This window comes from Giesbergeria sinuosa (assembly GCF_042652905.1).
In the GTDB taxonomy this organism is placed as follows: domain Bacteria; phylum Pseudomonadota; class Gammaproteobacteria; order Burkholderiales; family Burkholderiaceae_C; genus Simplicispira; species Simplicispira sinuosa.
The window spans coordinates 349,469-374,711 of record NZ_JBHSHJ010000002.1; the positions used below are offsets into that span (position 1 = coordinate 349,469).

Annotated in this window: 21 protein-coding genes and 1 pseudogene; 18 read left to right on the forward strand and 4 right to left on the reverse strand. The window is 57.2% G+C overall.

The window, feature by feature from the left end; genetic code table 11:
• Positions 1-44: 44 nt before the first annotated feature.
• Entirely contained in the window at positions 45-1,529 is a 1,485-nt protein-coding gene (locus ACFO6X_RS04285) for an Lcl C-terminal domain-containing protein (RefSeq protein WP_382430385.1), read from the forward strand.
• A gap of 53 nt (positions 1,530-1,582) precedes the next feature.
• On the opposite strand, the gene ACFO6X_RS04290 is transcribed toward ACFO6X_RS04285, so the two are convergent.
• Positions 1,583-2,473: a LysR family transcriptional regulator gene (locus ACFO6X_RS04290; protein WP_382430387.1), complete on the reverse strand. Its 891-nt coding sequence runs from the start codon at positions 2,471-2,473 to the stop codon at positions 1,583-1,585.
• Between the two features lie 122 nt (positions 2,474-2,595).
• On the opposite strand from ACFO6X_RS04290, the gene ACFO6X_RS04295 reads away from it, so the two are divergent.
• From ACFO6X_RS04295 to ACFO6X_RS04360, 14 genes are all read left to right on the forward strand, one after another.
• Positions 2,596-3,459, forward strand: coding sequence for an MBL fold metallo-hydrolase (locus ACFO6X_RS04295; RefSeq protein ID WP_382430389.1), 864 nt, complete (start codon positions 2,596-2,598; stop codon positions 3,457-3,459).
• A gap of 606 nt (positions 3,460-4,065) precedes the next feature.
• Positions 4,066-4,647: an FMN reductase gene (gene msuE / locus ACFO6X_RS04300; RefSeq protein ID WP_382430391.1), complete on the forward strand. Its 582-nt coding sequence runs from the start codon at positions 4,066-4,068 to the stop codon at positions 4,645-4,647.
• A gap of 66 nt (positions 4,648-4,713) precedes the next feature.
• Complete coding sequence (locus ACFO6X_RS04305) at positions 4,714-6,138, forward strand: LLM class flavin-dependent oxidoreductase (protein ID WP_382430393.1); 1,425 nt, start codon at positions 4,714-4,716, stop codon at positions 6,136-6,138.
• Positions 6,139-6,162: 24 nt separating this feature from the next.
• Entirely contained in the window at positions 6,163-6,984 is an 822-nt protein-coding gene (locus ACFO6X_RS04310; protein WP_382430395.1) for an ABC transporter ATP-binding protein, read from the forward strand.
• Between the two features lie 14 nt (positions 6,985-6,998).
• Entirely contained in the window at positions 6,999-7,880 is an 882-nt protein-coding gene (locus ACFO6X_RS04315) for a branched-chain amino acid ABC transporter permease (protein ID WP_382430524.1), read from the forward strand.
• A 3-nt stretch (positions 7,881-7,883) separates the two neighbouring features.
• Positions 7,884-8,975: a branched-chain amino acid ABC transporter permease gene (locus tag ACFO6X_RS04320; RefSeq protein ID WP_382430397.1), complete on the forward strand. Its 1,092-nt coding sequence runs from the start codon at positions 7,884-7,886 to the stop codon at positions 8,973-8,975.
• Between the two features lie 61 nt (positions 8,976-9,036).
• Positions 9,037-10,365: an ABC transporter substrate-binding protein gene (locus ACFO6X_RS04325; RefSeq protein ID WP_382430526.1), complete on the forward strand. Its 1,329-nt coding sequence runs from the start codon at positions 9,037-9,039 to the stop codon at positions 10,363-10,365.
• 22 nt (positions 10,366-10,387) lie between these two features.
• Positions 10,388-11,650: an acyl-CoA dehydrogenase family protein gene (locus tag ACFO6X_RS04330; RefSeq protein ID WP_382430399.1), complete on the forward strand. Its 1,263-nt coding sequence runs from the start codon at positions 10,388-10,390 to the stop codon at positions 11,648-11,650.
• An 11-nt stretch (positions 11,651-11,661) separates the two neighbouring features.
• Positions 11,662-12,444: an ABC transporter ATP-binding protein gene (locus ACFO6X_RS04335; RefSeq protein ID WP_382430401.1), complete on the forward strand. Its 783-nt coding sequence runs from the start codon at positions 11,662-11,664 to the stop codon at positions 12,442-12,444.
• A 56-nt stretch (positions 12,445-12,500) separates the two neighbouring features.
• Positions 12,501-13,733, forward strand: coding sequence for an acyl-CoA dehydrogenase family protein (locus tag ACFO6X_RS04340; RefSeq protein ID WP_382430403.1), 1,233 nt, complete (start codon positions 12,501-12,503; stop codon positions 13,731-13,733).
• A 55-nt stretch (positions 13,734-13,788) separates the two neighbouring features.
• A complete protein-coding gene (locus tag ACFO6X_RS04345) occupies positions 13,789-14,964 on the forward strand; it encodes an acyl-CoA dehydrogenase family protein (RefSeq protein ID WP_382430405.1) in 1,176 nt (391 codons plus the stop codon).
• A gap of 11 nt (positions 14,965-14,975) precedes the next feature.
• Positions 14,976-16,130: a sigma-54 interaction domain-containing protein gene (locus ACFO6X_RS04350; protein WP_382430407.1), complete on the forward strand. Its 1,155-nt coding sequence runs from the start codon at positions 14,976-14,978 to the stop codon at positions 16,128-16,130.
• A complete protein-coding gene (gene ssuD / locus ACFO6X_RS04355) occupies positions 16,127-17,278 on the forward strand; it encodes an FMNH2-dependent alkanesulfonate monooxygenase (RefSeq protein WP_382430409.1) in 1,152 nt (383 codons plus the stop codon). Before ACFO6X_RS04350 ends, ssuD begins: the two co-directional genes overlap by 4 nt.
• Positions 17,275-18,162, forward strand: a complete 888-nt coding sequence (locus tag ACFO6X_RS04360) for an amidohydrolase family protein (RefSeq protein WP_382430411.1) — start codon at positions 17,275-17,277, stop codon at positions 18,160-18,162. The genes ssuD and ACFO6X_RS04360 overlap by 4 nt, the downstream gene beginning before the upstream one ends.
• Before the next feature lie 130 nt (positions 18,163-18,292).
• Here ACFO6X_RS04360 and ACFO6X_RS04365 read toward each other — a convergent pair.
• Positions 18,293-18,625 (reverse strand): annotated as a pseudogene (locus ACFO6X_RS04365) (transposase family protein); the annotation flags it as partial.
• Positions 18,626-18,732: 107 nt separating this feature from the next.
• Entirely contained in the window at positions 18,733-21,027 is a 2,295-nt protein-coding gene (gene metE / locus ACFO6X_RS04370) for a 5-methyltetrahydropteroyltriglutamate--homocysteine S-methyltransferase (RefSeq protein WP_382430413.1), read from the reverse strand.
• A 111-nt stretch (positions 21,028-21,138) separates the two neighbouring features.
• On the opposite strand from metE, the gene ACFO6X_RS04375 reads away from it, so the two are divergent.
• Positions 21,139-22,035, forward strand: coding sequence for a LysR family transcriptional regulator (locus ACFO6X_RS04375; RefSeq protein WP_382430416.1), 897 nt, complete (start codon positions 21,139-21,141; stop codon positions 22,033-22,035).
• 69 nt (positions 22,036-22,104) lie between these two features.
• On the opposite strand, the gene ACFO6X_RS04380 is transcribed toward ACFO6X_RS04375, so the two are convergent.
• Positions 22,105-23,550, reverse strand: a complete 1,446-nt coding sequence (locus ACFO6X_RS04380; protein WP_382430418.1) for a short-chain fatty acyl-CoA regulator family protein — start codon at positions 23,548-23,550, stop codon at positions 22,105-22,107.
• Positions 23,551-23,668: 118 nt separating this feature from the next.
• Here ACFO6X_RS04380 and ACFO6X_RS04385 point away from each other — a divergent pair, with 118 nt between their 5' ends.
• Together ACFO6X_RS04385 and prpC are read left to right on the forward strand one after the other, a co-directional pair.
• A complete protein-coding gene (locus ACFO6X_RS04385) occupies positions 23,669-24,067 on the forward strand; it encodes an acyl-CoA thioesterase (protein WP_382430420.1) in 399 nt (132 codons plus the stop codon).
• Positions 24,064-25,227 (forward strand): bifunctional 2-methylcitrate synthase/citrate synthase, encoded by a 1,164-nt coding sequence (gene prpC, locus ACFO6X_RS04390; RefSeq protein ID WP_382430422.1) that lies wholly within the window; start codon positions 24,064-24,066, stop codon positions 25,225-25,227. Before ACFO6X_RS04385 ends, prpC begins: the two co-directional genes overlap by 4 nt.
• Positions 25,228-25,243 lie beyond the last annotated feature (16 nt).

A 25,243-nucleotide genomic window follows, 5' to 3' on the forward strand; every position in this document is an offset into this window, starting at 1 on the left:
GGTATATGCTGGGGGCGTAATCCACCGCATGGAAAGACGCTCCCATGAGATTGCCTCAATGCCTTTGTGCCACAGCTGCGTTGTGGCTGGCTTTGGCTGCCCCAAGCAACGCTGCTACGGCCAACACCCAGGTTGATTGCCTGTTTGCTTGGGCCGAAAGCAGCGCGCCCGCATGGTTTCCGTCCATGGGCGCTGTGAGTGGTCAGAAAGACAGCTATAACTACCGCTACTACGCTGGTCAGAATGCCTATTTGGCTGTCTCCTCTGCCGACAACCACGTCTACTATCTTGGCCCTGTCTCGAATGGCGCTCTGTACGACCTTGGTGCCTTGGCACTGTGGGCTGATAAAGCCGATTGCACAGCCAGCACAACCTATCCGGTGGTAGATACCGGCCAATACAAGTTCTACGGTAACCAAGCCGAGCTTGGCAGTGCGCCAGCCAGCGCCACCACGGCTTTCTATGGCGAAGATGCCCAGTTTGCTGGCCGACAGCCCTCTTACCGGGACAACGGGGATGGCACCGTTAGCGATCTTCAAACGGGCCTGATGTGGGTGGCGGCACGGGGCAGCAAAGTCACTTGGGAGGCCGCTGTGGCGGGTGCCAGCCACAGCCGAGTGGGCGGCTACAGCGATTGGCGCATGCCAACCATCAAAGAGCTGTATTCACTGATCGACTTCAATGGCAAGTCGGCTGCCACGGATACAGATTCGGTGCCCTACATCAATACCCGTTATTTTGAGATCGTCTTTGGTAACGCCACGGGTGGTCGGGTGATCGATGGGCAAGACTGGTCTGCCACCAAATACGTCAGCACCACCATGAATGGCGATGCCACAGTGTTTGGCGTCAATTTTATCGATGGTCGTATCAAAGGCTATCCTCAATACTCGCCACCAGGCAGCAACACTGGCAATACCCTGTATGTCCGCTATGTTCGTGGCAACAGCAGTTACGGTGTTAATCAATTCCAGAACAATGGTGATGGCACTGTGACCGATGTGGCTACCGGATTGATGTGGGCACAAGCCGATAGCGGTGTTGCCAAGAATTGGCAAGATGCATTGGCTTGGGTGCAGACGCAAAACCATGCCAACGCCTTGGGCTACAACGACTGGCGCATGCCCAACGCTAAAGAATTGCAGAGCATTGTTGACTACAGCCGCTCGCCAGAGACCACCCAATCGGCTGCCATCAGCCCAGATTTAATGGTGACTGCCATCCGCAACGAAGGCGGTGCCACGGACTACCCTTGGTATTGGGCAAGCACCACCCACCTCGATAGCAATGGCGCTGTCTATGTGGCTTTTGGTAGGGCACTGGGTTGGATGAAACCACCGGGCAGCAGCAGTTACAGCCTGTGGGATGTGCATGGCGCTGGTGCCCAGCGTAGCGATCCCAAAAGTGGCAATGTGGGCAATTACCTACTAGGCAAAGACGCCCATGGTCAGTCGGTTTACGGCCTTGGCCCACAGGGTGATGTGGTTCGTATTGCCAATTTTGTGCGCCTGGTGCGCGATGCCAAATGATGCTGTATCTCGTCACTGCACAGCCCCCAGTTTGAACAGAGACGAAAAATAGACTACCAAGGTTGTTTGACGAAACGCTGCACCAGAAAGTCCACCAGAGCCCGCACTGCGGGCGACAAATGCTTGCGTGAGGGGTACAGCGCGTAAATCGACATGTCTGGCACCTTCCAATCAGGCAGCACCACCTGTAAGCTGCCATCGCGTAAATGCGGATTAGCAAGGTAAGTGGGTTGTAGTGCGATGCCTCCGCCCGCCAAGGCGGCGCGTAACAGGGCCGTGGCCTCGTTGGCGCTGAAATGGCTGGTCACACTGACATGGGTTTGCTCCTCGCCCTTGCTCAAGCGCCACACAGTTTTGCCAAAGTGGGCATAGCTCAAACAGCGGTGTGTGCTGAGTTCGGAAGGTGCCTGTGGTTGGCCCCGCTCGGCCAAGTAGGCGGGTGAGGCCACCAGCACCGATGCGCAAGGCGCAAGTACCCTGCCAATCAGCATAGGATCTGGCTCGGCGCTGATGCGAATCGCCAAGTCGATACGTGCCTCCACCAAGTTGAGTGTGCCTTCACTGGCGTTGAGGTCAATCTTGAGCTGCGGATGTTGTTGCAGAAAGTCCACCACCGCTGCCGCCATCTGGGCATAGGCCAGTGACATGCTACAGGTGATGCGCAGCTGACCACGCAACACCTCTCTGTGGTAGCTGGTCTCTTCTTCCACATGGTCCATCAGCACCAGCATCTGCTGGCAGCGGTGCAGGCAAGCCTCACCCGCATCCGTCAGCGTCACGCTGCGTGTGGTGCGTTGCAACAGGCGCGCACCCAGCCATTGCTCCAGCTCACCAACGTAGCGCGTCACCATAGCGCGGGACATTTCCAGCTTGTCAGCCGTGGCACTGAAGCTGCCGCTGGCGGCCACCTCTACAAACACCTGCATGGCGGTCAGTCTGTCCACAATTTGCTCGGAATATGAAACAGTAATGGCCGAATTATGCGGTTTATCTGTGCGGATACTGAAACTAAAGTTCGCTTCAGTGCTTGAGAGCATCTTTGCAAACCACGAACAGGAGTATTTTTATGATCCGTACTACCGTCATCGCCGCCACTTTGGCTATAGGTTTCTCCGCACAAGCCGCCCAGCCACTGGCTGTCAAAGTCTACAACGCGGGTACTGGCAGCTTCAACGTCAACTCCACACTGGTCTATGGCGAAAAAGACGCTATGGTGATTGATGCTGGATTCACCCGCGCCGACGCATTGCGCATTGCTGCCAATGTGCTCGACAGTGGCAAGCAGCTCACCACCATCTATGTGAGCCAAGCCGACCCAGACTATTACTTCGGCGTCGAGACCCTGAAAGAAGTATTCCCTCAGGCGAATGTGGTTACCACCCCCGCCGTATTAGAGAAATTGAGCGCCAAGCTGACGGGCAAGGTCGCGTTTTGGGGCCCCAAGATGGGTGTCAACGCACCCCGAAAGCCCGTCATACCACAGGCACTCAACGGCAACGCCTTGACATTGGAGGGGCAAACGATAGAGATTCGTGGCACGCAAGGCGTGCTGGCGCACCGCCCCTACGTCTGGATTCCGTCCATCAAGGCTGTTGTTGGCAATATCGGCGTGTTTGGCAACATGCATGTGTGGACGGCTGACACCCAAACACCGGCCTTGCGTGCCGCGTGGGTGGCACAGTTGGACGAGATGGCTGCACTCCAGCCAGAGTTGGTGATTCCTGGTCACATGAAAGCGGGCACCGCACTCGATGCCAGTGCTATTGGTTTCACCAAGGACTATCTGCAAACTTTCGAGAAGAACCTGGCCGCCAACACCACCAGTTCTGCCCTGATCGGTGCCATGAAGCAGTCCTATCCCCAATTGACGGAGGGTGCAATATCCTTGGACATTGGTGCCAAGGTTCACACGGGCGAAATGAAGTGGTGAAGATATAGCGCCAATCTCATAGGCGGCTAGCCTCTACCTGGAGTTGCTACTGGCCGCCACATGGCTCCATCGGCCAAACCGTCGCTGTCCCAGAGGTCAAAACGCAGCATGCTGCCTCGAAGGCAGCGTAGCTCAGATGGACAGCACCTTCGCGCCCGTTTGCATGGCAGCTCAACGGGCCGTACATCGGTCATTCTCCCATCGGCTCACAAAACTGAACGCCCCTTCAATGGCGGCTGTGGCATCGCCACATCGGGGGCGGTGCTTGTTTATTTCTATATAAGAAATCATTATTTAAGGGTGCCTGATTTTTTATCGCTGCGACTCCCACGGGGTTGTTGAAAAATAGGGTTTTTTGGCGTTAAAGGCTTAGGTTTAAAGATAAGCAAATATGGATTGCTTATAAAGGCCAAAACCAATTGGATTACTCTCAATAAAAACAAAGACTTGCATTGATTTCATGATTTGCATAAGCATCTCTGTTTTTCTAGTAAGTCAGAAGTTTTTTCCTCTCCAGAATGTGGCTTGTAGCGCAGAGCAATCTGTGATTTATCACAACAGGAATATGTCTGTTGGGTTTTGTTCAGGCTTTTGGAGATTGTTGAAATGGGTCGAACTTATAAGGTGGTGGCAGTGTCGGGCAGTGTGCAAAGCCCTTCACGCACCCTGGCGTTAATAGAGCAATTGGTCAACACCTTGGGCGATGCTGTGCCCATTGAGGTGCAACAGATTGAACTGGGTTCTTTGGCACCACTGATCGGGGGTGCTGTATCCCGCGCACAGTTGCCCCCGGTTGCACAAGCCAGCGTTCAGGCGATTGAATCTGCCGATGTGCTGATCGTAGCCAGTCCAGTCTATCGCGGCTCTTATACCGGCCTGTTCAAGCACCTGTTTGATTTTGTCCACCACGAGGCGCTGGTGGATGTGCCGGTGCTGCTGGCGGCCACCGGCGGCAGCGAGCGCCACTCGCTGGTGATTGACCACCAGTTGCGCCCACTGTTCAGCTTTTTTCAAGCCCGCACGTTGCCAATTGGCATCTATGCCACCGAGCGCGACTTTGAGCACTACGAAGTCACCAATCCGGCGCTGTTAGCGCGCATCCGTTTAGCAGTTGAGCGTGCCGTGCCCTTGCTGGATCGCGCTCCGGCATTGCAAGCCCAAGCCGCCTCAAGTCCTGTGGCCGCTTGAGCCGCATTGGGCCATCGCACGGGTAATCACGTTCTTCACTTCTCACTTTCTCTACAGGCTTTTCCCATGACCACTTCGAAAAAACGCATCATCCTGAACGCTTTTGACATGACTTGCGTCGGCCATCAGGCAGCCGGTACCTGGCGGCATCCGGCCAGCCAAGCCTCGCGCTACAACGATTTGGAGTATTGGACAAATCTAGCCATTGAGTTGGAGCGTGGTGCATTTGATGCGCTGTTCATCGCCGACGTGGTGGGGGTTTATGACGTGTACCGAGGCTCGGCTGAGGGCGCTTTGCAAGATGCTGCACAGGTGCCGGTGAACGATCCGTTTGGTGCCATCTCCGCTATGGCTGCGGTGACTAGCAATGTTGGTTTTGGCGTCACGGCTGCGGTGACGTTTGAGCATCCGTATTTGCTGGCCCGCCGACTGTCCACCTTAGACCATCTGACCAAAGGCCGGGTAGCTTGGAATGTGGTGTCGTCTTATTTGGACTCAGCAGCGCGCAATATCGGCTTGGACAAGCAGATTCCCCACGATGAGCGTTATGACTTGGCTGAAGAGTACATGGAGGTCATCTACAAGCTCTGGGAAGGCAGTTGGGAAGAAGGTTCGGTGTTGCGCGACAAGGAGCGCGGTATCTTCACTGACCCGACCAAAGTCCACCCGATTCAACATGAAGGCAAGTACTTTAAGGTTCCGGGCTTTCATCTGACCGAGCCATCACCCCAGCGCACGCCCGTGATTTTTCAGGCTGGGGCTTCTACGGCGGGTCAAAAATTTGCTGCTCGCCATGCCGAGGCCATGTTTATCTTGGCTACCAGCCCCGAGTCGGCCCGGGTGCTGACCGACAAAATCCGTGCCGAGGTGGCGGCTGCGGGGCGCGAGCCGGATGCCCTGAAGATTTTCACGCTGCTCACGGTGATTACCGGGCCGACTGACGAGGCGGCGCAGCGCAAGCATGAGGAATACCTGTCTTATGCCAGCCCCACCGGGATGATGGCACTCTATGGTGGCTGGACGGGGCTGGACTTCGCTTCCCTCGACCCCGATACGCCCCTGAAGGCGGTGGAGAACGATAGCCTGCGCACCACCCTCGAATCCTTGGCTGCCGACGGCAAGGAGTGGACGGTGCGCGAGGTCATCCGCCAACGCTCTATTGGTGGCCTAGGCCCAGTGGTGGTGGGTGGGCCGCAGAAGGTAGCGGACGAACTGGAACGCTGGGTGGATGAAGGCGGTGTGGATGGCTTTAACTTGGCCTACGCCATCACCCCTGCATCCACCACCGACTTTATTGATTTCGTGGTTCCAGAATTGCGTAAGCGCGGACGCGCACAGACGGGCTATGCACCGGGCACGCTGCGCGAGAAGCTGTTGGGCGATAAAGACGGCAAAACACGCGACTCCCACCCAGCCACGCACTGGCGCAAGCACTACATTGGCAAAGAGAGTGTGGCCGATGCCAGCGGGCCAGCAGCGTCTTGGGCTTGATTGGCTGAATAGAAGAGGCACACCATGTCCCGCGTCCCCCTGCCCCCTGAGCAGCCACTCCACGCCGCCAGCCCGGTGCTTGAATTGCAAGGCATCGATTTGTCCTTTGGCGGCATCCATGCCCTGCATGGCATTGACCTGAGCGTGGCAGCGGGCGAGATTCGCGCCATCATCGGCCCCAACGGTGCTGGCAAAAGCTCGCTGGTCAATGTGATGAGCGGGTTGTACCAGCCGGATAGGGGCACGGTCTGGCTGAATGGGCAAGCCTTTTCCCAAGTGCCTACCGCCCAATTGGCCCGCTTGGGCGTGGCGCGTACCTTCCAAAATTTGGCGCTGTTTCGGGGCTTGACCGTGCGTGACAACATTGCGTTGGGGCGGGTCGAACACACCCGCTCCACCTTTATCGAGCAACTTTGGGGCCGGGGGCGGGCGCGGCGCGAGTTGTTGGATGCCCGTGCCCGGGCGGCTGAAGTGATTCAGTTTTTGGGGCTGGGTGAGGTGCAAGACCGCTTGGCCGGTACGTTGCCCTATGGCCTGCAAAAGCGGGTGGAGTTGGGTCGGGCCTTGATTGCCCGCCCCCGTCTGTTGCTGCTGGATGAGCCGTTGGCTGGCATGACCATGACAGAAAAAGCCCAGATGGTGCAATTGGTGCGTGCCGCTCGTGACCAATGGGGAGCCACCATTGTGCTGATTGAGCACGACATTGGCATTGTGTTGGGCCTGTCTGACAGGGTAGCGGTGCTGGACTATGGCCGCAAGATTGCCGATGGCACGCCGGCAGAGGTGCGCGACGACCCGGTGGTGATTGATGCCTATTTGGGCGTGGCCCACGAGGAGGCCGCGTGATGGGTGGTTTTGATATTGCCTTTTTTGCCGAGGTGCTGGTGGGCGGGCTGCTCTCGGGTGTGATGTATTCGTTGGTGGCGATTGGCTTTGTGCTGATTTACAAAACCTCTGGAGTGCTGAATTTTGCCCAAGGGGCACAACTGTTGTTTGCCGCCTTGAGCTTTGTCAGCTTGGTGGAGCGTGGCGTGCCTTTTGCGCTGGCGCTGGCCCTGACTTTTGCCCTGATGGTGCTATTGGGCCTGCTGATTGAACGGGTGGTGTTGCGCCCGCTGGTCAACCAGCCACCTATCACCTTGTTTATGGCGACGCTGGGGCTGTCGTATGTGATTGAGGGGGTAGCCCAACTGGTGTGGGGCACGCAGGTGCATGAGCTGGATTTGGGTATCTCTGATGAGCCACTGGAGTTGGGCGGTGTCTTGATTTCTAGTTTTGATTTGTTTGCGGCAGGCATTGCTGCCGTGATGGTGGCGCTGCTGTCGGCCTTCTTTCGTTACACCCACATTGGCTTGAGCTTTCGGGCGGCTGCCGACGATACCTTTGCTGCCCTGTCGGTGGGGCTGCGCTTGCCGCGCATTTGGGCCACGGTCTGGGCCACCGCCGGAATCATCGCCTTGGTGGCGGGCTTGCTCTGGGGCGCACGCTTGGGAGTGCAGTTTTCGCTGTCGATGGTGGTGCTGAAAGCCTTGCCGGTGCTGGTCTTGGGCGGCTTTGATTCCATTTTGGGCGCGATTGTGGGCGGTCTCATTATTGGCGCGCTGGAAAAACTGGCCGAGGTCTATCTAGGCGAGCTGGTCGGGGGGGGCATTGAGAGCTGGGTGGCCTATGTGGCGGCGCTGGGCTTCTTGCTGGTCAAGCCCGGTGGCTTGTTTGGGCAACGTCTGGTGGAAAGGGCTTGAGCCATGTCTTCCTCTTCTACATTTTCTTTGGCTACGGTGGTGAAGACCCTGCGCCGCTGGCCGCTGTGGGCGACGCCTGCCATCACTTTATTGCTGGCGTATGGCTTAGTGCCGTGGGTAGCCACCGATTACTGGCTCGATGCCATCTTGTTGCCTTTTCTGGCGCTGTCGCTGGCTGCAGTGGGTTTGAATTTGCTCACGGGCTATGCGGGCCAGCTCTCGCTGGGCTCGGCGGCGTTTATGGCGGTGGGGGCTTTTGCTGCCTACAACTTCTATCTGCGTGTGGAGGGGCTACCGCTGCTGGGCAGCATGGTGCTGGCTGGGTTGGCAGCTACCACCATTGGCGTGGTGTTTGGTTTGCCCAGTTTGCGGCTACGGGGCTTTTATTTGGCCGTGTCCACGTTGGCAGCGCAGTTTTTTGTGCAATGGGCATTGACCAAGTTTGGTTGGTTTAGCAACCACAACCCATCGGGCGTGATTGATGCCCCAGCCATCCGCGTGGCAGGCTACACCTTTGACACCCCCACCGGGCGCTACCTGTTTGCTTTGACGGTGGTCACGGTGCTGACGCTGCTGATTTGGCGCTTGGTGCATACGCCCACCGGCCACCACTTTATTGCCATCCGCGATAACGAACTGGCTGCCCGCGTCACTGGCGTGCCAGTGTTGCGTACCAAGTTGCTGGCCTTTGCCATTTCGTCCTTTGTGATTGGCGTGGCCGGGGTGCTGTGGGGCTTTGTCTATCTGCGCACAGTCGAGCCTGCGGGCTTCAACTTAGACCGCTCATTCCAGATTCTGTTCATCATCATTATTGGCGGTCTTGCCACCATTCGTGGGGCTTTCTTGGGCGCGGCACTGATTGTGGTGTTTCCACTGCTGCTATCGCGCTTGGGCACGTTTTTCTTGGGCGATTGGTTTGACTCGGGCGTGCTGGACTTGAGCCAGCGCATTGTGCTGGGCGTGCTGATTGTGGCCTTTTTGATTGTGGAGCCGCAAGGGCTAGCGGCTCTGTGGCCGCGCCTGTGGCAACGCCTGCGCTCTTTCTTCCGGCCTCGGCCTGCTGTTGCCACGGTCGCGTCTGCTTCTGCGGCCTGAGTTTCTTTTCTAACCCCTGTTGATTCACCACTTAGCTACATCTTTAGAGGAGTTTTTCATGATGTCTTTGTCGCGCCCATTCAAAACGCTGCTGCTGGCCGGGGCTATGGCCCTGACCGGCATACAAGGCAGTGCCTATGCCCAACAGCAGCAGGAACAGTTCTTTCCGCTGCAAAGCTACCGCGTTGGCCCCTATGCCGCCGGTGGCACGGGATTTTTTGGTGGTTTTATCGACTACCTGAACTTGGTCAATACCCGTGATGGTGGCATCAATGGTGTCAAGCTGACATGGGAAGAGGGCGAGACCCAGTATGAAGTGGAGCGCGGCGTCGAGGTGTATGAACGCCTGAAGAACAAACCCGGCATTGCCACTTGGAACCCGCTCTCGGTAGGCATTGCTTATGCGCTGCTCGACCGCGTAACGGCTGACAAAGTGCCCTTGCTCACTATCAACCACGGCCGCACCGACACCACCGATGGCCGGGTCTTCAAATACATCTTCCCACTGTTGGTGAATCCGTACAGCGAGACTTCGGGCATCGTCAATTACATCGGCACAAAAGCCGGGGGTAATGACAAGCTCAAGGGGAAAAAGATTGTGGTGCTGTACCACGGCTCGCCCTACGGCAAGGAAACCATTCCGATTTATGAACTGTTAGCCAAGCAATATGGCTTTACGGTGCAACAAATTGAAGTGCCCCACCCCGGCAACGAACAGCAATCGCAATGGCTGACCATTCGCCGCGCCAAGCCCGATTTTGTGGTGTTGCGTGGTTGGGGCGTGATGAACCCGGTGGCGCTGAAAACCGCGCAAAAAACCGGCTTTCCCGCCGACCGCATCATTGGCAACATCTGGTCAAACTCTGAAGAAGATGTGATTCCAGCGGGTGATGCCGCCAAAGGCTATGTCGCCATCACCTCGGTGGCTCCCGGTAACCAGTTCCCAGTGTTGCAAGACATCACCAAAACCCTGTACGACGCCAACAAAGGCAACTTGCAGGACAAAAAGCGCATTGGCAGCGTCTATCACAACCTTGGGGTACTCAACGGCATCTTGAATGTAGAGGCTATCCGTATCGCCCAAGCCAAGTTTGGCAAGCGCACCCTGACAGGCGATGAAATCCGCTGGGGCTTAGAAAACCTGAAGATTGACGAAGCCCGTGCCGCCGCACTGGGGGCCAAGGGCTTGTTCCACTCCATCAACGTGACTTGGGACAACCACGAAGGCGATGGCCGTGTGGCCTTCCAGCAATGGGATGGCAAGAAGTGGAACGTGGTCTCGGACTGGATTGCACCCGATTGGAAGCTGCTGCGTCCCATCATCGAGAAGTCTTCCCAAGCCTACGCCAAAGAAAAAGGCGTGAAGGTACGCACCAGCATCAACGACTGATTAGACACGGACAGGACACACCATGAGCAGCGTAGCTACCTCAGACATTTCGATTCTTGGCCCGCAATACGAAGCCATTGCCGCCAAATACCGCCCCATCTTCCAACGCATTGCCGATACAGCACTAGAGCGTGAACGCGAGCGCAAATTGGGCCGCGATGCTATTCAGTGGCTCAAAGAAGCCCGCTTTGGTGCGGTGCGTGTGCCGGTGGAGTATGGCGGCGATGGGGCTACCCTGCCCCAATTATTCCAACTGTTGATAGAGCTGGCTGAAGCCGATTCCAACATCGCACAAGCCGTGCGCGGGCATTTTGCTTTTGTCGAAGACCGGCTCAACGCCCCACGCGATGAGCAAACCATTGTTTGGCTGCGCCGCTTTGTGGCGGGTGATTTGGTGGGCAATGCTTGGACAGAAGTGAATGTAGCGATTGGTGACGTGATTACCCGGGTCTCGCAAAAAGATGGCGGCTGGGTGGTCAATGGGCAGAAGTTCTACAGCACCGGCAGCATTTTTGCCGATTGGATTGACCTGTTTGCCCGCCGTGACAGCGATGGCGTGGACGTGATTGCCGCCGTCAGCACCCACCAGCCGGGTGTGACCCACCAAGACGACTGGGATGGCTTTGGTCAACGCACCACCGGCAGTGGCACGTCCACCTACCAAGATGCCGTGGTCGAGGAGGTGAATATCTTCCCGTTTGCGGGCCGGTTTAAGTACCAAACCGCGTTTTATCAACTGTTCCATTTGGTCACGCTGGCCGGTATTGCCCGCGCCGTCACCCGCGATGCGGCACAGCAAGTACGCGAGCGCAAACGCATTTTTAGCACTGGCAATGCCCCAGCCGTGGCGCAAGATGTGCAGATTCAGCAGATAGTGGGCGAGATTTCAGCCCTCGCCTACGCCGCCGAAGCCATCGCCATCCGTGCTACTTTTGCCGCCCAGCGGGCCTACGATGCCCATTGGAGTGGCGATGCGGCCCGCGAAAAGCAGGCCAACATCGAGGCGGAGCTGGAATCTGCCCAAGGCCAAGTGGTGGTGTCTGAGCTGGTGCTGCGGGCCAGCACACAATTGTTCAATGCGCTCGGGGCTTCGTCAGCCAGCTCTAGCAAGGCGCTAGACCGCCACTGGCGCAACGCACGCACAGTGGCCTCGCACAACCCACTGGTCTATAAGGCCCGCATCATTGGCGATTGGCACATCAACGGCACCGAGCCGCCCTATGTGTGGCAAATTGGGGCTGGTTCGGGGCAAACCGCTACTGCGGATGCTGGGCAGCCTGCCTGAAGGAGCGCATGATGGACGCTGCCAACGCCCTGCTACACCTCCAAGGCATTGAGGTTTGCTACCAAAACGCCGTGGTGGCGCTGCACGATGTCCACCTGACGGTGCGGCCCGGAGAAATCCATGCCGTCCTCGGGGCCAATGGCGCGGGCAAGTCCACCACGCTCAAGGCGGTATCCAACCTGTTGCCTGCCGAGCGAGGGCAAGTCACTGGCGGGCATATCACCTTTGCAGGCCACGATGTCACTCGCACCAACCCGGCCACCTTGGTGCGCCACGGGCTGGTGCAGGTGCTGGAGGGGCGGCATTGCTTTCCTCACCTGACCGTAGAAGAAAACCTGATTACTGGGGCTTTGGGGCGTGATGCCACCCGCGCCGAGATAGCCACCGACCTCGAAAAGGTCTATGCCATCTTTCCGCGCTTGCAAGCCCGCCGCCACAGCCGTGCTGGTTTGACCTCGGGCGGCGAGCAGCAAATGGCCGCGATTGGCCGGGCTTTGATGTCGCGCCCGCGCTTGCTGGTGCTGGATGAGCCGTCGATGGGGCTGGCCCCGTTGGTGGTGCAAGACATTTTTAGCCAGCTGCAACGCCTGAACCGAGAGGAAGGGCTGTCCATTTTGGTGGCAGAGCAAAACTCTACCGTGGCCCTGCAATACGCCGACACCGCCACGGTGTTGGAAGCCGGAGTCACGGTGCTGTCAGGCACAGCACAAGAGCTGCGCCAGCGCGAAGACATCCAACACTTTTACTTCGGCCAAGGGCTGGCCCAAGACGCGCCTGCACTGGTGGCCGCCTAAGCAACCGCACCACGCCCCTTTTGACCCCTATCACCCCATTTACGAAAGATTTCACCATGACAACCACTGCAACACCGACTTCTCGCTGGGCCGAACAAGCCACCCCGACCACGGCCCCGGAGTGGCTGGCCCGTGCCGCCGAAGTGGCCGCCCTCTTGGCCCAAGACCAGGTGGCCCGCGACCGCGCCCAAGCTGTGCCCTATGCCGAGGTGCAATTGCTGAAGGACTCGGGTCTGACCAAGTTGCTCGGCCCAGTGCAACATGGCGGTGGTGGCCAACGCTGGGAAACCGCCTACCAAGTGATTCGCAAGGTATCGAGTGGTGATGGCTCTATCGGCCAGTTGCTGGCTTACCACTACCTATGGGCTTGGGCGGTGCGGCTGGTGGGCACACCAGCGCAGATTGAGGCCGTGGAGGCACTGTACACCTCGCAAAATCTGTTCTTTGGCGGGGCAGTGAACCCGCGTGATGGTGATGTCGTTATCACCGAAGTGGATGGACAACTGCACTACAACGGGCGCAAGAGCTTTTGCACCGGCTCCAAGATTTCTGACCTCACAGTGCTGGAAGGCATTTTGGCGGGCACAGATAAGCATATTTTTGCCATCGTGCCCTCCAAGCAGCCGGGCATCATCTACCACGATGACTGGAACCACTTGGGCCACCGCCTGAGCGAGTCGGGCAGCGTAACCATTCAAGACGTGGTGATTGATTGGAGCAGCGCAGCAGGCTATGTGGACAAGGTGTACCAAAGCCGCCCCTACGCTACCCTCAACTTACCGGCCATTCAGCAGATTTTTACCGAAATCTACCTCGGTACGGCCCAAGGCGCGTTGGAAACAGCAGCCAACTACACCAAGAGCAAAACCCGTGCGTGGCCCTATGGCGGCGACAACAAGCAAAGCGCCACCGAAGAATGGTACATCCTAGAAACCTATGGCACGCTGCAATCGCGCCTGTGGGCCGCGCAAGCCTTGGCCGATGCCACGGGTGCAGAAATTGCCCAACTGCTCCACGCAGACCGCGACAGCGTCACCCCCCAAGAGCGGGGCGAAGTGGCAGTGCGTATCGCTGCCGCCAAGCAAGTTGCTATTGATGTGGGGCTGGACATTGGCACGCGCGTGTTTGAAGTGACGGGTGCGCGCGCCACCTCCAATGAGGTGGGCTTGGATATTTATTGGCGCAACCTGCGTACCCACTCGTTGCACGACCCGATTGCCTATAAGCGCCGCGAGGTGGGCGCTTATGCCCTGCTGGGTGAAATCCCTGAACCCACTTGGTACACCTGAGCTGGGGTTGTTCAACCCACCACAGCCCTCTTCTCAACCCAATGCCTCTAGCACTATGCCGGACACCCCTTCTCTGCCTTATTCACAGATCACTGAAACCCTGGCGCGCGAGTTTGCCGCCACTGCCGTGGAGCGTGATATCCGTGGCGGTACACCCAAAGCCGAGCGCGACGCACTGCGGCGCAGTGGATTGCTGTCGTTATCTATCCCTACCGCATACGGTGGTCAGGGGCTGAACTGGGCGCAAGTGCTGGAGACTGTGCGGCGTTTTGCGCAGGTGGACAGCTCTATTGCCCATGTCTATGGTTTTCACCATCTGTTGTTAGCCACAGTACGCTTGTTTTCTCGCCCAGACCAATGGGAGCCTTGGCTGGAGCAAACGGCACACAAACATTGGTTTTGGGGCAATGCGCTGAATCCTTTAGACACCCGTACCGTGGTGCGCCATAGGGAAGGCTGGTATGAGTTCTCCGGAAAAAAGAGTTTCTGTTCAGGAGCCACGGACTCTGAAATGTTGGTGGCTTCAGGCCTTGACGAACACAGCCAAAAACTCCTGATTGCGGCTATTCCTACATCGCGGGCAGGTATCACCCTCAATGAAGACTGGAACAGCATCGGGCAGCGCCAAACGGACAGTGGCAGCGCCTTGTTTGAAAAAGTTCGGGTGGAAGCCCATGAGCTGCTGTTAGACCCTGGCCCGTTGTCTACCCCGTTTTCATCGTTGCGGCCTTTGCTGGCACAGTTGATTTTTGTGCATTTGTTCTTGGGCTTGGCCGAAGGCGCGTTTGAGCAGGCCCGTCATTACACCTTGAACGAGTCACGGCCTTGGTTCCGTTCTGGGGTCGAGCAGGCGGGTCAAGACCCATATACGCTGCTGCATTACGGAGAATTTTTTGTGGGCTTGGAAAGCGTGCGCTTGTTGGCAAGCCATGCGGCCCAACGGTTTGATGAGGCCTGGAGCCGTGGTGCAGCCCTCGATGCACAGCAGCGCGGACAAGTGGCGGTAGCCATTGCCGCAGCCAAGGTGGCATCGTCCAGAGTGGGTTTGGAAGTCTCAAGCCGATTTTTCGAGACCACGGGGGCGCGCGCCACCCACGGTGCATTGCGCTTGGACAGATTTTGGCGCAATCTGCGAACCCAATCTTTGCATGATCCGGTCGATTACAAGCTCAAAGAGTTGGGCGGCTGGGCCTTGCATGGCGAGGTGCCTGCGCCCTCGTTTTATTCCTGAACGGCACGCCTATGGCCACCCTTCCGATCTGGCCGCCACCGCCGTCCAATTCTGAAAGCCCTGCGTTCGATTGGATTTTTGAAGACCCGCGTTCCAAAACCTTGTTAGCCGAGGTGGAACAGGTGGCACATAGCAAAGCCAACGTACTCATCACGGGCGAGACGGGGACGGGCAAGGAGCTGATTGCCCGCCATCTGCACTACCGTAGTGCCCGTTGCAACGGGCCATTTGTGGTGGTCAGTTGCGGGGCATTTTCAGAAACGTTGGTCGATGCCGAACTGTTTGGCTATGAGAGCGGCGCATTTGCAGGAGCCTTTGGCACCCAAATTGGCTGGTTTGAGGCGGCACATGGCGGGACGATTTTTCTGGATGAAATCAATGACTTGCCGCTCATGGTGCAAAACAAGCTCTTGCGCGTACTGCAAGAGCACGAGATTGTGCGCCTAGGCGGGCGCAAACCCATCCCGATTGATGTGCGCATTGTGGCTGCGGCCACAGGCGATCTGGAAGAGATGGTGCAGCGCAAGTGTTTTCGCAAAGACCTTTATTACCGGCTCAATGTGGTCAGTTTGCATGTGCTGACCTTGCGTGAACGCCCCGGTGATATTGTGCCTTTGGCCCGGTATTTCATGGAGGTGTACAGCCGCAAGCTGGGTTACCCCCGGCTGCGCTTGACGCCACAAGCTGAACGCCTGCTGATGCAAGCGCCTTGGCCGGGCAATGTGCGGGAGCTAGAAAACACGATCCATCGCACCTTGCTGCTGTGCGATGGCGAGGTGATTGATGCGGCAGATCTGCGTTTGTTGCCACCTCCTGCGAAATCGCATTCTGCGGTATCAGCGCCTCACAAACATGTGCCGGCAGCACCTGCACCCATGTTGGCCCCGGCCCACAGCGCGGCAACGACGGCGTTGCAACAGGCTATTCGGCAATTGTGTCAGGCCCAAGGGGGTGATTTGCACCAAACCGTGGAGGACACCCTCCTGCGCGAGGTCTTTCATTACTGCCATTACAGCCAAAGCGAAACCGCCCGCCTATTAGGGCTGAGTCGCAACATAGTGCGTGCCCGCCTGATTCGGCTGGGGGCCATTAACACATCACGCAAAACCTCTGTCTTTTCAGAATTTACCTCTTCCCCTTTTTTCAGCAACAAGGATATTCCATGAGCCTCGATATTTTCTGGTTTCTTCCTACCTCTGGTGATACCCGCTACTTGGGTAAGTCCGATTTTGGTCGCGCGCCCAGCAATGCCTATTTGCGTCAAATTGCCGTTACTGCCGAGCATTTGGGCTACGACGGCTTGTTAATTCCCACGGGTAGTTCGTGCTTAGATCCGTGGGTCACTGCGGCCAGTTTGGTGCCCGTGACCCAGCGTATCAAACTATTGGTGGCTTTACGCACATCGTTGGGCAACCCCACAGCCACAGCACGCCAAGCAGCATCACTAGACCAAGCCCTCAATGGCCGTTTGTTGTTGAATGTAGTGCCCGGCGGTGATGCCGTAGAGCTGGCTGCCGATGGCATTTTTTATGATCACGATGCCCGTTATGCCGTGAGCGATGAGTTTTTGACCATCTGGCGCAAGCTCTTGCAAGGTGACACTGTAGATTTTGAGGGCCAACACCTGCGTGTGCAAGGAGCCAAGAATTTCTTCCCTCCTGTCAGCCAGCCTTATCCGCCGTTGTATTTTGGTGGCTCTTCTGCGGCAGCCCATGAATTGGCTGCCAAACATGTGGATGCTTATCTGTCTTGGGGGGAGCCACCCGAGGCGGTGGCCCAAAAAATAGCCGATGTTCGTGCTCGGGCTGCCCAATATGGGCGCACTGTGCGTTTTGGCGTGCGTATCCATGTGATTGTGCGGGAAACCAGTGCCGAGGCATGGGCTGCTGCCGATCGCCTGATCAGCCACCTGACGGATGAAGACATCCAACGTGCCCAGCAAAACTATGCCCGCATGGATTCCGAAGGCCAGCGCCGCATGGCTGCATTGCACGGCGGACGGCGAGACAAATTGGTGGTTGGCCCTAATTTGTGGGCTGGTGTGGGGCTGGTGCGGGGTGGTGCAGGCACCTCATTGGTGGGCAATCCTGAAGAAGTGGCGGCTCGTTTGCAAGAGTACGTGGATTTGGGGGTGGACAGCTTTGTGTTGTCCGGCTATCCCCATCTAGAAGAAGCTATCCGGTTTGCAGAACTGGTGTTTCCACTGTTGCCCGGCAAACAAGCAGTAACTTTGCGTGACCAAACTCTCACAGGTGGTGCCTTCGATGCCCGGGCCACTGTTCCAACAAAGTCACATCAAGTGGAGGCAGCATGACCAATGCTTTTTTGCCATCTGCCGGGGCTGCTACAGGGCAGCGTGTGATTGACATGCGCTGTCGGCCTGCCTATTTGCATGATTTCTTTGGTGCCACGCCCAGTTCACCGGGCGAGACCGTGGCCCGCTGGCTCAACCGGCGTGTGGGCACGCGGGGTGATGATCTGCATTTTGCCCGTTCGCGAACGCCCGAGGGGTTTTTGGCTGAAGTGCACGATGCCGGGCTGACCCATGCCGTAGTGGTAGGACGCCACACCCCCAGCCAGCATTTGCCCAATGACACCATCCATCAGATAGTGCAAGGGCATGGGGAGTTGATTGGTATTGGCTCGGTTGATCCTGCTTTGCAGGGCATTGAGGCGGCCTTGGCCGAAGCAGATCGGGCGGTTCGCACGTTGGGACTGGCAGGGATCGATTTGGAGCCTGGCTTTGGTGAGCCCGCCCGCCATCCCGACGATCCCATTTATTTCCCGGTGTACGACTTGGCCCAGGATTTGGGGGTGCCGGTCTTTTTGATGAGCGGCCCGACCACGCCCGATCTGCGTTACAACGATCCCGCACCGCTGGCACGAGTGGCACAGGCGTTTCCGCGTTTGCCTTTGGTGGTTTACCACGGTTATTGGCCCCACGTTCAACAAGCTATTGGCGTGGCGTTCCGTTACGAGAATGTTTTTCTGGTACCGGATATGTATTTGTTTCAACCGGGAACACAGTTTTATGTAGAAGCGGCCAATAGCTTTTTGAGAGAACAACTCCTTTTTGGCTCCTCTTATCCATTTCGACCGATCCGGCAGTCGATTGAAGATTTTTTGGCGCTGGGTTTTCGGGAAGACGTGGTCAGCCAATTGCTCTATGACAACGCGGCCCGACTTCTGAAGGTTTGAAGATGGGCAGGGGTTTTGTTGCACAAGGTGCAATCGTGCCAAGAGAACCCCAATCCCAATCCCAATCCCAATCCCAGACGCAGCTAGGCTATGGCAGGCACCGGCACCGTTGTCGGGTGCCTCAGAGCCGCTAACATAACTTCTCCACGAACCGAGAACAGATGATGGCAGCGGCCAAGTTCAGCAGTGCTTGGTGAATATCAAGCCGCTGCTCGAATCTGATACGTAACTTGCCAAAGCCCGCAAACCATGCATGCGTATGCTCGACCACCCAACAATGATTACCCAGTCGCTCGCTGCTCTATACTCGTTTGCGCGCTATACGGCTGATAATGCCCCGCACCGTCAAGTAATCGCGACAACGGCACGCGTCATACCCTTTGTCGGCATGCAAATTCCCAGGCCTTCGGCGTGTTCGACCCTTCAAACATCGCACTGCCGGGATGGCATCCAAGCACTGCTCAGACAGAGCCAAAGGCAGAAGCAACCGTGCTCCAGCACTGGATTGGTCTGGCAAAAGAGGTTGACCGATCGCGGTTCGCTCCGCCCACTGAACCTTGAAGACTGATGTTAGGCCAGCTCAGCCCGCAGGGTCTTGGCGGCAGCAACCATGTGCGTGAGGGCTGGAATGACTTCAGGCCACTGGCGGGTCTTGAGACCGCAATCAGGATTGACCCACAGGCGTTCGGCGGGAACGCGCGCGGCAGCCTTCTTCATCAGCTCGACCATGTGCTGCTCGCTGGGGATGTTGGGCGAGTGGATGTCATAAACACCGGGGCCGATCTCGTTGGGGTAGCTGAAGTCGTCGAAGGCATCGAGCAACTCCATGTCCGAGCGTGAGGTCTCAATAGTGATGACATCGGCATCCATCTCCGCAATGGAAGCGATGATGTCGTTGAATTCCGAATAGCACATGTGGGTGTGGATCTGCGTTTCATCGCGCACACCGTTGGCGGTGATGCGGAAACTTTCCACTGCCCAGTCAAGGTAGTTCTTCCATTGGGCACGGCGCAGCGGCAGACCCTCACGCAGCGCGGCCTCGTCAATTTGGATCACCCGCACACCAGCCCGTTCCAGATCCAGCACTTCTTCGCGGATAGCCAGTGCCAGTTGGCGGCACGACTCTGAGCGCGGCTGGTCATCGCGCACAAAAGACCAGTTGAGGATGGTAACTGGGCCGGTGAGCATACCCTTCATAGGCTTGCTCGTCAGGGACTGGGCATAGGTGATCCACTCCACCGTCATGGCGCGCGGGCGGCTGATGTCGCCGAACAGAATCGGTGGCTTCACGCAGCGCGAGCCATACGACTGCACCCAGCCAAACTGGCTGAAAGCATAACCCTCAAGCTGCTCGCCGAAATACTCGACCATATCGTTGCGCTCGGCCTCACCATGCACCAGCACATCCAGCCCCAAGGCTTCCTGTTCGCGTACGGCGCGTTCAATTTCTTGGCGCATGGCGGCTTGGTAGCTTGCCAGATCCAGTCGGCCCGCCTTGAATTCGCTGCGCGCATGGCGGATTTCAGGCGTTTGCGGGAACGAGCCAATGGTGGTGGTCGGAAACTGGGGCAGTTGCAGCAGTGCAGCCTGCTTGGGTGCACGTTGGCTATAGGGGCTCTCGCGGCGGCCCAAATCACTGGTGATCTTGGATACAGCCAGCTTGACGGCTGGGTTGTTCACGCGCGGTGAAGCGCGGCGCGCCGAGAGTGCTGCTTGGTTGGCAAGCAAGGCTTCGCGTACTGCATCACGACCTGCATTCAGGGCCTGGGCTAACACTTGAAGCTCCACCAACTTCTGACGGGCAAAGGCCAGCCACGACAGGATTTCCGCGTCCAGCTTTTGCTCGCTGGCCAAGTCTACTGGCACATGCAGCAGCGAGCATGAGGGTGCAATCCACAGGCGCTGGCCTAACTGCTGCGCTAACGGCTCCAGCCAATCCAAGGTGGCATAGAGGTCGGTTTTCCAGATGTTGCGGCCATTGATCACGCCCAGCGACAGCACCTTGTGTGGGGATAGCAGGTTGATGAGCAGCTGCACACCATCGCGGTCGTTGATCGCGTCTACATGCAGACCGGCCACAGGCAGGTTGGCGGCCAAGTAAGCATTTTCCTGTAGTTGGCCAAAGTAGGTTGCCAGCAATAGCTTGAGCTTGGTAGCTTTGAGGTGGTGATAGGCAATCTTGAAAGCGTGTTGCCAATCGGCATCCAACTCGGTGACTAGGATGGGCTCATCGATTTGCACCCATTCCACCCCTTCACCGGCCAAGGTTTCGAGTAGTTCGGCATATACCGGCAGCAGTCGCTCCAGCAAAGCCAGACGATTGGAGCCGTCCTTGCTTTTGCCGATGGCCAGGTAGGTTACGGGGCCAATGATGACTGGCTTGGCCTTTACGCCTTGGGCACGGGCCTCGGCTAGTTGCTCCAACAGGCGACTGGCATCCAGTTTGAATTCGGTTGTTGTGGTGAACTCGGGCACGATGTAGTGGTAGTTGGTATCAAACCACTTGGTCATCTCACCTGCGGCCACGCCACCGCAGCAGCCCGCATGGTTCTCGGTCGTTTGGGCTGAGCGGCCACGCGCCACGCGGAAGTAATTGTCTAAGGAGTCGCCATGAAAGTCACGCACCCGCTCAGGCAGGTTGCCCAGTGTGAAACTCATGTCCAACACTTGGTCGTAGAACGAGAAATCTCCCACTGGAGCCCAGTCTAGCGGTGCTTGGTCGGCCCAGTGTTGCTGCCGAAGGCCAGCGCCCAGTGTCTTCAAGTCGGATAGCGCGGATTGGCCTTTCCAATAGGACTCCAGCGCGAACTTGAGTTCGCGCTGGACACCAATGCGGGGAAAGCCGAGGTTGTGTGTTGTGACCATGTGTCTTCTTCAATGTCATCTGAGTTCGAGATGCCGTGAGGTTAAAGACATGTATGGATTAAGTAAAATGATGTTTTTTCAGGAATTGATAAATTTTATTCATGAAGAACTATGATCGAACGTAGTCACTTGGCCATTATTCGGGAGGTTGATCGGCAGGGCTCGATGACGGTGGCAGCCTCTACCCTGTGCCTCACTCAGCCCGCACTGAGCCACGCCATGAAAAAATTGGAGCAGCTGATAGGCACCGATATCTGGCTGCGTGAAGGCCGCAGTCTGCGTTTGACCCAAGCGGGCCAGTACCTGTTGGCGATGGCTAATCGGGTGTTGCCACAATTGGAGCTGGCCGAGGAGCGCATGCGACAGTTTGCTCAGGGCGAACGGGGCACGTTGCGCATCGGCATGGAATGCCACCCTTGTTACCAATGGCTGCTGAAGATCGTGGCCCCCTACTTGGCCGCTTGGCCTGATGTTGAAGTGGACGTGAAGCAGAAGTTTCAATTCGGCGGTATCGGTGCACTGTTCGGCTTTGAGATTGATCTGCTGGTGACACCGGATCCGGTGTTCAAGCCGGGTCTGCACTTTGAGCCAGTGTTCGATTACGAGCAGGTGTTGGTAGTGAGCAATCAGCACCGATTGGCGCATCAGGTTTTTGTGGAACCGGCACAGTTGACATCGGAGGTCTTGCTCAGTTATCCGGTGCCCCCAGAGCGCCTGGACATTTACCAGCAGTTTCTGTTGCCCGCCGGGGTGTTACCACGCCGCCACAAACCGATCGAAAACACCGACATCATGCTGCAGATGGTCGCTAGTGGCCGAGGTGTCACTGCACTGCCACGCTGGTTGGTAGAGGAGTATGCGGTGCGGTTAGCCATCAAGCCTGTGAGGTTGGGGCCGCAGGGTATCGCCAAACAAATCTACTTGGGTGCGAGAGAAGCTGATATGCAGATTGATTATTTACAAGCCTTGGTTGTACTGGCGCGTACCTCGAAGGATGGTCTTACCTGAACGATGCCTAGTAAAGTGGCTTTGACATCGGCTATTGATGCAGGAATGGATGGCCCCAAGATCGGAATCTCACTGAAGTTTTTGGCTACCCGCACGCTGCCCGACGAGTGATCCATAGGGTGCAGACTGGCTTTGGTTCTCGTCCACGGCCAAAGCTCGGCCGACAAATGGAAAAGCACGCTGCGGGCAGTCCTCCCGTTCACACACCTTGCAGCCCATACCGATGGGTGTGGCTGCTTCCGGGCTCTGCAAGTCCAAGCCTTTTGCATAAACCAGCCGATGTGCATGGCGTACATCGCAACCCAATCCGACAGAAAACGTTCTGCGTGGTGCGCCATAACCCGCTTCACCATGGGTGACGGTGTGTGCAATCCACAGGTAGCGGCGGCCGTCTGGCATGCTGGACAACTGTGCCAAGATTTGGCCCGGCCTGGAGAAAGCCTCATAGACGTTCCACAGCGGGCAGGTACCACCGATGCGGCTGAAGTGGAAGTGGGTGGCCGACTGGCGTTTGGAGATGTTTCCGGCCCGATCCACCCGCACAAAAAAGAAGGGTACGCCCGGCGAACCTAGCCGCTGCAAGGTGCTAAGCCGATGACAAACGGTTTCAAGCCCGACACCAAACAGTTGTCCCAGCAGTTCGATGTCGTAGCGCAGTGTCTCAGCCGCCTGCAAAAAATTCATGTAGGGCAGTAGCAACGCCCCGGCAAAGTAGTTGGCGAGGCCCACTCTCACTAACTTACGAGCGGGTTCGTTCTTGGTAAAAGGCGGGACTTTGATCAAGTCATCGATTAACGATGAGAACTCCATCAAGGCCAACTGTGTCGCCATTTGAAATGATTGCTGTGGTGGTTCGAGGTGAGCGGATAGGGTCAAAGTGAACTGGACGGGATCAAAATGACGTTTGCTGCGCTGTGCCGACCGATCCCTCTGAACTTTGACCCCATGGGTTTCTAGCCGTTGTTCTAGCCATGCATCTAGTTTCATTGAGGGGGCTTTGGCTTGTGCCTGTTGGGCCAATCCTTCGGCTGCGCGATCCAAAGGATCGAAGTAATTTTGGTGCGAAAAGAAAAAATCACGTACCAACTCGAAGGGCTGGCTGATCATCGGTTCATCATGATTGCGACCATCGCCCAACTGCAGCGACAGGGACTCCAATCGCCCAATCAGCTCATGTTGGCGGCGATGTAGAGCGATCACAGCTTGCGCCAAGGCTGGCATCTGAGAGGCTACCTCTTGAAACTCCGGCAGCGATATCGGTTGTGCGGCCTCGGCCAGCGCCTCTTTCAATCCTGCCAATAGACGCGCCTCCTCATCTTCTGAGAACTCTTGGATGTCAATGCCCATGGCACGGTTGAGTTTGAGCAGCACAGATACCGTGAACGGTCGTTGATTCTGTTCGAGTTGGTTCAAGTAACTGGGTGAGATCCCCATCGCTTGGGCCAGTGCAATCTGTGACATGCCGCGTTCAGCACGCAGTTTGCGCAGTTTGATGCCCATGAAAGTTTTTTTCATTGCTGTGCATTCAAGAGTTTGTGAAATTCGCAAATTTCGCAAATTTACGAATTTCTTTCGCAAAAATTCGCCAATTCAGTGGTTTTCTAGGGGCCATATTTTGCGTAAATTGCGAATCATGACAAGCCCTCTTGGAACCGTTGAATTACGCGAATTGGTGTTACCTGCCTTGGCTAACCACCACGGCACCCTCTTTGCTGGTCAGAGCCTGCAGTTGTTGGCCAAAGCGGCCTTCTTGGCTGCCCGCAGCTTGGCGCAGCGTGAAGTGGTCATGGCTAGTGTGAGCGGTGTGGACTTCCTGCAACCCGTGCCAGTCGGTCACCAGCTACTGCTGCGGGCCTGGGTCAGCCGGGTTGGCCGTAGCTCGATGACGGTGTGCGTTACTGCCTTGGCCGATACGCCCGGCGTGCCGCAAGACCAGGTGCTCAAGGGGGTGTTTGAAATGGTGGCGGTCGATGCGCTAGGCCGCCCTGCAACGATGGATTGTTCTTATATTCAACAGGAGACCCCAACATGAGTTCCGAGACATTGCAAGCCCCAGTGACCTTGAAGCCCAAGAAATCCGTTGCCCTGTCGGGCACGGCGGCTGGCAACACTGCCCTGTGTACCGTAGGCCGCACCGGCAATGACCTGCACTACCGAGGCTACGACATCCTCGACATCGCTGAGGTCTGTGAGTTTGAGGAGATCGCCTACCTGTTGGTACATGGCAAGTTGCCCACGCGAGCCGAGCTCAAGGCCTACAAGGCCAAACTCAAGGCATTGCGTGGCTTGCCCGGCAGCGTAAAGGCGGCCTTGGAGCAACTGCCCGCCGCTAGCCATCCGATGGATGTGATGCGTACCGGTGTCTCGGCTCTGGGTTGTGCATTGCCAGAAAAGGACGACCATAACCTGCCCGGCGCACGTGATATTGCCGACCGCCTGATGGCCAGTTTGGGCAGCATGCTGCTGTACTGGTACCACTTCAGTAACTCGGGCCGCCGCATCGAGGTGGAGACGGATGACGAATCGATTGGCGGCCATTTCCTGCATCTGCTGCACGGTGAGAAGCCGTCCGAGGGTTGGGTGCGCGCCATGCACACCTCGCTCAACCTGTACGCCGAGCACGAGTTCAATGCCAGCACCTTCACGGCCCGTGTGATTGCTGGCACCGGCAGTGACATATATTCGAGTATTGCCGGGGCTATTGGTGCGTTGCGCGGCCCCAAGCACGGCGGTGCCAACGAGGTGGCGTTTGAGATCCAGAAGCGCTATGACAACCCGGATCAGGCCGAGGCCGACATCCGTCGCCGCATGGAGGCCAAGGAGGTGGTGATTGGCTTTGGTCATCCGGTGTACACCGTGAGCGACCCGCGCAACGTCATCATCAAGGGTGTGGCCAAGCGCCTGTCGGAGGAGGCCGGATCAACCAAGATGTACGACATCGCCGAGCGACTCGAATCCGTGATGTGGGAAGTCAAGAAGATGTTCCCGAACCTGGACTGGTTCAGCGCCGTGAGCTACCACATGATGCAGGTGCCCACCGCCATGTTCACGCCGCTGTTCGTCATTGCCCGCACCAGCGGCTGGGCTGCGCATGTGATTGAGCAGCGCGTGGACGGCAAGATCATCCGACCCAGTGCCAACTACACCGGGCCGGAAGACCAAAAGTTTGTGCCGATTGAAGAGCGCCGTTGAACCTCCAAAGATAGCG